Source organism: Microcoleus sp. N3A4 (genome assembly GCF_036701805.1).
In the GTDB taxonomy this organism is placed as follows: Bacteria; Cyanobacteriota; Cyanobacteriia; order Cyanobacteriales; family Microcoleaceae; genus Microcoleus.
Genome location: NZ_JAUBRJ010000130.1, coordinates 1 through 9,910 on the forward strand (window position 1 = coordinate 1; position 9,910 = coordinate 9,910).

Consider the following 9,910-nt stretch of genomic DNA (forward strand, 5'->3'; position numbering starts at 1 on the left):
AACACTTGCGTCCCAGACGCGAGCTTTGAGCGGTGCTTTCTGTCGTTTCAGATTTCTTCTCCCCACAATAAAACCACTCTGCTTATTTAGGGGGATTTAGGGGGATCTGGACTTAGGTAAAAACGAAACTTATCAGGGGTTTCAGGCTGAAGTTGACACCTGCGGGCTGAGCCTGAGTCCCTACTGCTTCATAAACCGGGGATATGGTGTATAGCCTTTCTCAGAAAGATGAGGTACGACTGGGCATAGGGCATAGGGCATAGGGCATAGGGCATAGGGCATACCTCACTTTTTTGAGAACCGCTATATATATTTTTCCACTCATCTACTCATCTACTTATTAAGAAGAGAAAACGAGAAATTAAGGTTCTAGCAAACAGGATTTCTATCATTAGGGGTCAGCGATCGACTCTTATGTAAATGGTAGCCGTTCTTAAGGGTAGCTGGGGAGGCTCGCACGTTACAAAAACAGCACTTTCCATGACCAAGAATTTCTTGATGGTACCCGCCACGTGATTTATCCGTGGAATCAATCTAAAATCTAAAATCTAAAATCCTCAAGCCCCCGCATTTATCCGTGGGGTCAATCTAAAATCTAAAATCTAAAATCTAAAATCGATTGACTTTGCCGCTGGGCACTGACATCTCGATCGAACTAGACTAGAGTGGAGTTCCCGAGCTCTAATCTTTGCCCTGCAAATCTTTCGCTGAAAAATATATTGTCGGCGGTGAGGTTGGTTGCGGGTTTGTGGGTTTTATTTTTCAGCCAAAGTACAGATTGAAATTTGTGCAAGAGGCTGATATGCAAGTTGCGGAAAATGGGAACAATATAAAGATGGGATTGTACTGTCAAGCAGTAACTACCTGCAATACCATCTCTGAAATTATTCAGGAAGGCGTCAATGTTTAAGAGCAAATTATCCAAAGTTATCGTATTGCTGCTGCGGCGGGTTCTCGGTGTGACTCGATCGGGCGCGAAGCGGCTGATGAGAGCAATGCTACGATCGCTCATGGCTATGGGCCGCAGAGCAAATCTGCCCGTGGCGGGGTTTGTGTTGCCGACGGTGACGATGGTGTTGCTGGTAGTGATCTTGTTGACTGTGGCGATTACGCTGCGATCGTTCGATCGGGCGAATACTGCTCGCAACGTGCGCGTGAACCAGCAGGTGCTGGCGGCCGCGACTCCCGCGCTCGATCGGGCAAAAGCAAAAATTCAGTTTATGCTGCGGGAAGACCCGCAAAGGCCGACGGCGACTCCATCCGACAGTGAAATGTACCGGATAATATCCTCTGACGGTAAAGCAAGTACACCTCCACAGCCTGATAATTATACTTTTGGGGATGAGGTACGCCTAAAACTTAAAGCTAACCTGGACTCTAATCCAGCCATATCTCCCGACCTTAAAGTTACCGATGCAGGCTTTAATCTCGAAAAAAACGAATCAATAAATACTGCTTGGAGATATCCCGTCGATACGAATAATGATGGCAAGTATGACACTTTTACCCTCTACGGGATATTCTTCCGCAGCCCCCCACGCATTACATCAGGTGCTAATGCAGGCGAGTTCGAGAGGGCAAGAAAGCCACTGGAAGCAAGAACCCCACCGATGTCGCTGGGGGTACTGAAAAAAGGATGTGAGGCGGCGGCAGGTAATATCGCTAGCTTGGTTGGGGATTCCGGTTGGTACAGTATTAACGGCCGACTGTTAAAAAGTTTCTTTGTCTACACGGTTAATGTACCGATTACAGCCTCGGAAGCTAGCAGTTTGGGTGGTAATTATAAAGAATTCACAGGCACTAGCAGCATATCTGCTCTGGAATACCAGCAAGACCAAAGTCGCATTCCCCTCAGCAACAACGCAGTTGTGTACGAAGACGACTTAGAAATATCTCCCGGGCCTCCGTTAAATATCAACGGGCGAATGATTACAAATAGTAATCTTCTTGTGACGGGGTTGGGCGGTGATGACAATTTAAAATTATATCAAGTTAGCAGCCCGGACTCTTGTTTTTACGAACAAGAAAATAGCAAAATACTTGTCGGTGGAAATGTAGTAAATGGCGGTTCTGGTGATAAGTTTGCTTCTAATACAGTTCAAGTACACCTGTTTAAAAAGCCCGCTCCAATAACAGATCAAAAAATTAGCACGGCATCGTCCCCTAAAAAAAGCGGTCAATCTGTTACAAATACAGCTTTAGACGTACTTTACAACAACGCAGCGTTTCAGGAGCGCATCAGTTTGCTAGTGGGGTGGCAGTCGAGAAATAAACCCGAAACTGATGACCCATTATCAGTCCAGAAGAGACCGACTACTCAGAGCCGCGAGCAAGCACTAGAAAATTATTTTAAACTCACAACCCGAAAAATTCCCTTTGCAGAAGTGCCATTTGAAGGAAACGGAATTGAGGGCTTCGATCCGCTACCACCAGCACCAGCAGCACCAACAGGAGCCTCGCCCATTCTAGGTAGCGGAGAGAATCTGCGACCGATCGACAAATGGAACCTTCCGACTGATGCCAACACTAAACTAAGTCTCAATCTCAACCAGCTAGAAGCAACAAAGATCGATCCAAACAAGCCGATCGAAGAAGAAGCATACCTGGGCGATCGCGTGGTAGTAGGCAACAGCTTGCCTAATAAGTGGTGGGACAGCACTAAAAGTGAATTAGTCAGCACAGAGCAAACATTCGCTGGAAAGTGGAATACCGACGCAACAGACACAACTCGCACCCGTGCTTCGCAGATCACAAAGCTCGCTGACGTGGGGGCGATAGACCGAGGCAACGGTTTAGGAGAAAAGACAGCAGACGATCTAAGAGACGGTTTCTGGGAAGCATCAGCAGCCCAAATACCTAAAACAGCAGTCGATGGCATTGGCGGTTTGCGCGTCATCACCAGTGCAGGAGTTTACGATCGCAAAAATTCCTTCCTCCCACCGCCTGTATGGCTTGATGCTGCTGGTAATAGAAAAGAAGCACCTCCAACAATCAATGACGCCTTCATTCAGGCAAATACTTACGACGACCCAGCAATTCCGGGTATACAGGAGTTCCCAGTGGTTTGGCCCGATACGATGCCGATGTCGCCGCTCGGACCGGGGTCTAAAGTTTATAACAATAATGCAGCAGCAGGCAGCTCTCGTGAGTTAAATTGGGTTGACTTTACATGGCAGGCAGATGGCTCAAATCTGCCGCCCGCAGTAGTCGCTACTGCCACATCTCCGGTCGTTGAGGTTCCCGGCAAGAATCCCCAATATGCCAAAGGTGATTTGCGGATGCGGGCATCGGCAGTTTATCACTATGCACAACAAGGTTACAAGGCTGACGACATTGTTGCACCCGATCAACCCGTCCAAGAGCCGATCGCCTGTGTCAGTAGCTATTACGACCCCAGCAGCGCTTTGACAGCCCTCAATATCGAGGGGCTAGCCAATGTCAGCGGACAGGGAGCACAGTCACCAGGGGTATTAGCAGGGCTAGGGCTACCTGCACTTGGAGGAGCGCAGCCAAAAGTCATCGGCTCTAACAACGGCATCACCTACGCCGCCCCAACAGCCAGACCAACGGGTGCTTCCACTGCTGGGGCTAACGGCTTGTTGAGCGGGGGCAATGAAGTTTTAAATAATCAAGCCAACTTAGTCTTCCCCGACGGTCGCTTTGCCAACGGCCCTTTGCGATCGGCTCTCCAAGTGGAAGACAATAAGCGCACTTTGGCACAAAAAGCTGCTATTGACTCAACGCTTTGTGCAATCGACATTCTAGGTGGTGCCACTCCCGATGAGGCACTGATTCCTAACGGGGCAATTCAAGAAATAGCATTTTTGAATGGCAGAGAAATCAAGGCAGTCGATCGCGACGATCCAAATACCAAGGTGAATGAAGCTTTTACACTGAGCAGTCCTCTTGCTCCAGACCCCGAAGCAGCAAAATTAACAGGAAATTACAATCAGCCCCTAGAAGAACGGCAACCGCTAGAAATTCGCGCCACTCAGATTGACTTAGATAAACTTCGACAGACAGAGATCGGTCAAAAATATACAGATACTGGGCCAAGTCCAGAGTATTTGCTGCCAAACAGCGGGATAATTTATGCAAGCCGAGATGACGCGCTGCCCGATCGCAGCGATCGGACAGGCGATGAAAAGACTAGCAAAAGAGTCAGCCCCTCGGACTCTCTGCTCGATCCTACCCGCAAACCCAACGGCATAGTCTTAATTAACGGTAAGGAACTATTCCGCGGCACGAGCCCGGACGTGGGCAGCGTGACAGATTTGGTCAAGCAAAAAGGCTTGATTTTAGTTTCTAATTTGCCGGTTTATATCAAAGGAGAGTTTAATCTTCACAGCGGGGGGGAAGAGTTCAACACGCCACTGCCGACTGATTGGACGGCAAATGATTTTTACGGAACTAGGGGCGGGCTTAATAGTAGCTTTGCTTGTCGCAAGGGCGACCCCCGACTTACGGGTTGTGGGGGTGACAATTGGCGTCAGGCAACTGTACTAGCAGATGCAGTCACTCTCCTATCCCAAAATTACCGTTTTGGCTTCCGCAACGAGGGAGATTTTGACCTGAGAAATAATGCGGGCGCTGCTGCTGTATTGCCTCGCAGACAGCAAGGATTTTACAACAACAACTTTGTGACTAACGGACTTTCCAGCGGGGCGTTTTCAGACGACGGCAATTTAGCTAACCCAGGTGCGTCCGGGGTGCTGACAGACGCTACCTACGTGGTTCAACCGAATCCCCCGCTGTCGAGTTCCTACTTCAACAACTTTGCCACCCCCGTCCAGCGGCGGGGGACTTTGCCAGAGTATGTCATGGAAGTTTGCACAAAACTGCCGGTTTCTGAGTGTACGGATGCCGACTGGTTTGTCGATCTGACACCGGGATCACAGCGGACCGCACTCGCGGCGGGTACCACGTATGTGCCACCTGACCCCGCTAATCCATCTTTTCAAGCTGGATCGACTGTCGCTCCCCCGGTTCCGGCATTGCAGCGATTCCCCCGCCGCGTGGCTTTTGAGAGAGACCCGTCTAATCCCACCCAGTTGCTAACCCCCGGGAATCCACAGGCTTTGGCGATTACTTCTACAGGAACTATCACACCAGGTGGTGTCGGGCGTCCAGGAAATAACGCTCTGTGGTTTCTAGGGAATGATGGGGCGGGTAACGCGGTTTACAGAAACCATCAGAGCAATCCTCTGTATGTGGTCAACAAGGCTGTTCCTCCAGCCAGTATAGACGGCAGCAAAGTACCTCTACCAACCCTCGCAGCAAGCAGCAGCACAAATCCATTACCAGCAGCGTACACCGGGTCACAGCCGCTATTGATGCCATACCCGCAGATAACGGGTGTAGTAGAAGTACCCATAGGCCAGCCAAAATACCCCGACTCTGCTGCACAAGGTACAGGGTGGGTCTCCCATGCTCTAGCGGCTGGTACTACTTTCAATCTGATCGTTGGAGCAGGCGACACTCCTTCGAGGGCGCTAAACAATGAGTCGGGTGACTTTAACGGCGGTTTGCAAAACTTACCGCGATTCTTAGAGATTTGGAGTGATGGTTCAAACACTACAAATGCTACTATCCGAGGGTCTTTCGTCCAGCAAAACCGCAGCGCCTTTAGTACCGCACCCTATCAGCCAATTTTGCCTGCGGGCTTCCCGGCAAATTCGCCCGATCGGCTCGCAACTCTATTCGCCCTATCGCCTAATCCTGCTGATCAGCCTACTCCTATTGCAAATGATGTGCCAAATGAAAATTCTCAACTTTCAATAACTAGATACAACATACAAGGTGCTACGATTCCATACTTCACCCCGCCAAAACGGGATTGGGGTTTCGATGTAGGCCAGCTATCTCAGCCACCTGACTTGTTTACCCAAAGGTTCACTACTCCTCCCAGAAAGACTGAGCCGGCCGAGTATTTCCGGGAAGTTGGTCGCGATGACAAGTGGGTACAAACTTTAATGTGTGCTGAACTTGCAGCCGACGGCACGCCCGCTGTGACTGGTACTTTCAAACCAAGTGTATGTCCTCCTCCTGCCTAACTTTCCGCCGCGCAATTACTGGAGTCCTATTTATGACTAAGCGACAACAACAGCAAAATTTATCCCAGTCACGAGATGGTGGCTACACGATCATCGAGTCATTGGTAGCGATGATTGTAGTTTCGGTGCTGATGATTGCGATCGCCCCCGTGATGGCTTTCTCAGTAGCGACTCGCGTACAAGCGCGGCGGATGGAACTCGCCACGCAGGCGGCGAGAACTTACATAGACGCTCTCAGGACAGGGGCGATTAAACCTTCAAATGACAACAAAGATACGTCGGCTCCTCCTGATTCTGCTCCTGCTCCTACAGGGCCCAGTGGTTTGTACTGCGTTGACTTGGATCAAATAGCAGGTTGCACTACCAACAAAGACTTTCTTATTCAGGGTGCTTGGCGAAATCCAGCTAACCCGACCGATCCGACCACAACAGGCTATGAGCTGACTGTGCGAGTTTACCGGGGCGATGCTTTTTCTTCTACGGGTACGATGAAAAAGGAACAGCAATCCGTAGCTAATTCGGCTCTTGGCGACCCTAAAGCGCCTTTGGTGGTAATGAAAACACAAATTCCCCCAACTACAGCAGGAGGTGCGTCCGCGTATCGATCGTTGTGCGCTCGTACCAATGGCTGTTAGTAATAATCAAAGTTCGCGTTGTTAGATTTAAAATCGCTCCCCCCATTTGACAAAGGAAAAAGTCAAAATGAAAACTTTACTCAGGTTGCTTCTCAAAAGTCAGCACCAGCGAAACCGCTCAGGGCCAGCTCAAACAGAAAAGGGCATGACTCTGGTTGAGCTATTAGTCGGAGCAATTATGGCATTTTTAATCATTACGCCGATGCTCGGTTTTGTAGTCGATATGCTGAATACCGACAGGAGGGAACAAGTCAAGTCAAATACCGAGCAAGACATTCAGGCGGCAGTTGATTTCATCTCCCAAGATTTGAGTCAAGCTATTTATATTTACGATAATAATCCCACTACTACCAGCACTACCACTACTACCCCTACAGGCATCCCTGCACTTCTAGCGGGAAGTTTCATCCCTCCCCCAAACGCAACTCAAACTCCAATTCTAGTATTCTGGAAACGGCAGCAGATTAAAAATGCTGTTCCTGTTAATGCAACCTTGACTCCTAAACCAAGTAATTGTGACCCCGCTGCACTACCGGGTAAAACAGGTGAGTGCAACGATACTTACGTACTATCATTAGTGGCTTACTATCAGTTTAAAGACCAGGAAAATACGTGGTGTCAGCCTTCAGGAGGCACTTGTCCTACCCGTATTGCTCGCTATGAAATTAGGGATGGAGTGAAAAATCCCAGTTCAGCCGATCCGGCCAATCCTTATTACACAGTTGATCCAAAAGAATCCGCAGCACCAGATCAAGCTTTTAATACACAATTTGACATTAGTAAGCCCACAGAAAAAGTGACGATGGGAGCCGATAAATTTATCAATCCTCAAGTATTGGTTAATTACATCGACCACAGCCCAGGGCCAACACCAATTGACATAGCAGAATGCCAGAAAGCTCTTGGCAATCCTACCGATACAACAGGAGTTACGCCAACAGCAGTCCCAGAAACAACGCTAAGAATACCCCCCGCGCCGCCGGACACCGTAAATAGCTTTTACGCTTGTGTAGATACATCTAAAAACATAGCTAGAGTTACGATCAGAGGAAACAGCCTGCGCCGCCTTCAACCCAACGATGCTGAGTTCAAAACCAGCAGATCGGCATTTTTCCCAACAGCAAGTGTGCAAGTACAAGGTCTCGGTGCGCGAGGACAATAACTGATGTCTAAAACTGATTTCCGAATCGCGCCAGCAGCGAATAAAAACAGGAGAGTAAAATGAAAACCCCCATATTATTAAAAGTTTTGCAGATTTCTGCAACAAAAGTAAACCCCAATTACAAAAATACTCGCTCCACAAAGGGCGATAAAGGCTTCACCCTTCTCGAAGTGCTGGTGATAGCGTTGATCGTAGGTATATTAAGCTCGATCGCCGCTCCCGGTTGGCTGGCATTCATCAATAATCAACGCCTTCGCACCTCCATAGGTCGCGTTTCGGCTGTCATGCAGCTAGCCCAAAGTAATGCCAAGCGCGATAAAGTTTCTTGGCAAGCTAGTTTTAAACAACAAGGTGACTTTGTTGAGGTAGCACTGCACCGCGCCGATGTTACCGATTTTAGTAAATTTACGGAAGCACCCATAAATACCGCATCAGAAAATACGTGGATTAAGCTTGAACAGTCCATCGTGCTAGATACCACCAATAACACCAAACCTTTTGAGCAAGTTAGCGGCGTGTATAAAGCCATCTTTAACCGTCAAGGATGTCTAGTTAAGGAACAAAACTTTGAGTGTACAGACAATCCATCTGACTTCACTCCAAAGCAAGTAACCCTAAATATTAAGGATGCTCAAAGTTCAGCGAAAAAGTGTGTAATTGTTGAAACCATTTTAGGAGCAATGAGAAGTGCTGATGGAAACGATTGCCAGTAACTGGGTGTCCATGATAGTTTTCAATAAATTTAATCTGAATCTCTAACAGCAATTCCGCATAAGTTCAGAATTGCTAAAATATATTAACTTAAATTATTTTATATTTCAAATCTAATTAAAAATGTCAAAATATGCAGCTAGAACTAAAACAAATAATCATCCAGCCAGGAAATCAACTATTACTCAAAGACATAACCTGGCCGATGTTTGAAACCCTATTAACAGAATTGGGAGAAAGTCGCGCATCCCGACTTTCATACAGCAAAGGAACATTAGAAATCATGGTTCCCCTACCCGAACACGAAATAGGTAAAGTCCTGATTGGTAACTTAGTCGAAGCACTACTCGAAGAACTTGGTATTGAATTTTGGTCTCTGGGCTCCACGACATTTAAAAATCAAAAAATGGCTCAAGGAGTAGAACCAGATACCTGTTTCTACATCCAAAACGAAGCCGCAGTCAGAGGCAAAAACCGCATCGACTTAGAAACAGACCCACCTCCCGATTTAGCCATAGAAATCGACCTCACCTCCCGCACTCAGTTTAACAACTACGAAGCATTAGGAGTGCCCGAATTGTGGCGCTACAACGGCCGCAACCTGCAAATCAGCGTATTGCAAAATGGAAAATACATACAGTCCGATCGCAGTCTCCAGTTTCCCAACTTCCCAATCACCCATCTCATCCCCCAGTATTTAGAACAAAGCAAAACAGCAGGCAGAAACGTCGCCATGAAAGCCTTTCGATCTTGGGTGAGAACCCAAATTTAGCCGCGGCGATCGACTCTCATCCACACCGGGCGATCGAATCAATACCGACAATTGATCCGATCGGGCAATTGATCCGATCGGGCAATTTATCCGATCGGGCAATTTATCCGATCGGGCAATTTATCCGATCGGGCGATTTATCCGATCGGGCAATTGATCCGATCGGGCAATTTATCCGATCGGGCGATTTATGCGATCGGGCGATTTATGCGATCGGGCAATTTATCCGATCGGGCAATTTATCTGATCGGGCGATTTATGCGATCGGGCGATTTATCCGATCGGGCAATTTATCCGATCGGGCAATTTATCCGATCGGGCAATTTATCCGATCGGGCGATTTATGCGATCGGGCGATTTATATCAACTCCGGTAGCATCGGAATTAATATTATCCACAGCCAGGAGACGGCAGTGCCCATTAGTGTCAACTTAACGTCAAACCCAATCACAGACTGCTGTTTGACTATTAAATCTCGATCCCCCCTAGCCCCCCTTAATAAGCAGGGTGGATTAATTGTCATCCTAGAAATAGGTACGTAATTGGGCTTTAGCCCTCTTTAGACGTATATATAAAG

General features: G+C 47.9%; 7 protein-coding genes. 6 read left to right on the forward strand and 1 reads right to left on the reverse strand.

Features of this window, described 5'->3' with window-relative positions; translation table 11 throughout:
• Nucleotides 1-655 precede the first annotated feature (655 nt).
• Nucleotides 656-1,012, reverse strand: a complete 357-nt coding sequence (locus QUA56_RS35640; protein ID WP_333368513.1) for a hypothetical protein — start codon at nt 1,010-1,012, stop codon at nt 656-658.
• On the opposite strand from QUA56_RS35640, the gene hpsA reads away from it, so the two are divergent.
• From hpsA to QUA56_RS35670, 6 genes are all read left to right on the forward strand, one after another.
• The gene (gene hpsA, locus QUA56_RS35645; protein WP_333368496.1) at nt 903-6,053 is read left to right on the forward strand and encodes a hormogonium polysaccharide biosynthesis protein HpsA; all 5,151 of its coding nucleotides are present in this window, start codon (nt 903-905) and stop codon (nt 6,051-6,053) included. The genes QUA56_RS35640 and hpsA overlap by 110 nt on opposite strands.
• 32 nt (nt 6,054-6,085) lie before the next feature.
• A complete protein-coding gene (locus tag QUA56_RS35650; RefSeq protein ID WP_333368499.1) occupies nt 6,086-6,688 on the forward strand; it encodes a prepilin-type N-terminal cleavage/methylation domain-containing protein in 603 nt (200 codons plus the stop codon).
• Between the two features lie 67 nt (nt 6,689-6,755).
• Complete coding sequence (hpsC, locus tag QUA56_RS35655; protein ID WP_333368501.1) at nt 6,756-7,850, forward strand: hormogonium polysaccharide secretion pseudopilin HpsC; 1,095 nt, start codon at nt 6,756-6,758, stop codon at nt 7,848-7,850.
• 59 nt (nt 7,851-7,909) lie between these two features.
• Nucleotides 7,910-8,563: a prepilin-type N-terminal cleavage/methylation domain-containing protein gene (locus QUA56_RS35660; RefSeq protein ID WP_333368504.1), complete on the forward strand. Its 654-nt coding sequence runs from the start codon at nt 7,910-7,912 to the stop codon at nt 8,561-8,563.
• Between the two features lie 131 nt (nt 8,564-8,694).
• Complete coding sequence (locus QUA56_RS35665) at nt 8,695-9,333, forward strand: Uma2 family endonuclease (protein ID WP_333368507.1); 639 nt, start codon at nt 8,695-8,697, stop codon at nt 9,331-9,333.
• Nucleotides 9,312-9,875, forward strand: a complete 564-nt coding sequence (locus QUA56_RS35670; protein ID WP_333368510.1) for a hypothetical protein — start codon at nt 9,312-9,314, stop codon at nt 9,873-9,875. Before QUA56_RS35665 ends, QUA56_RS35670 begins: the two co-directional genes overlap by 22 nt.
• Nucleotides 9,876-9,910 lie beyond the last annotated feature (35 nt).

Bases quoted from the DNA above. Each gene is read 5' to 3' on its own strand.
- hpsA (WP_333368496.1), top strand. From the start codon at position 903: ATGTTTAAGAGCAAATTATCCAAAGTTATCGTATTGCTGCTGCGGCGG.
- hpsC (WP_333368501.1), top strand. From the start codon at position 6,756: ATGAAAACTTTACTCAGGTTGCTTCTCAAAAGTCAGCACCAGCGAAAC.
- QUA56_RS35650 (WP_333368499.1), top strand. From the start codon at position 6,086: ATGACTAAGCGACAACAACAGCAAAATTTATCCCAGTCACGAGATGGT.
- QUA56_RS35640 (WP_333368513.1), bottom strand. From the start codon at position 1,012: ATGAGCGATCGTAGCATTGCTCTCATCAGCCGCTTCGCGCCCGATCGA.
- QUA56_RS35660 (WP_333368504.1), top strand. From the start codon at position 7,910: ATGAAAACCCCCATATTATTAAAAGTTTTGCAGATTTCTGCAACAAAA.
- QUA56_RS35665 (WP_333368507.1), top strand. From the start codon at position 8,695: ATGCAGCTAGAACTAAAACAAATAATCATCCAGCCAGGAAATCAACTA.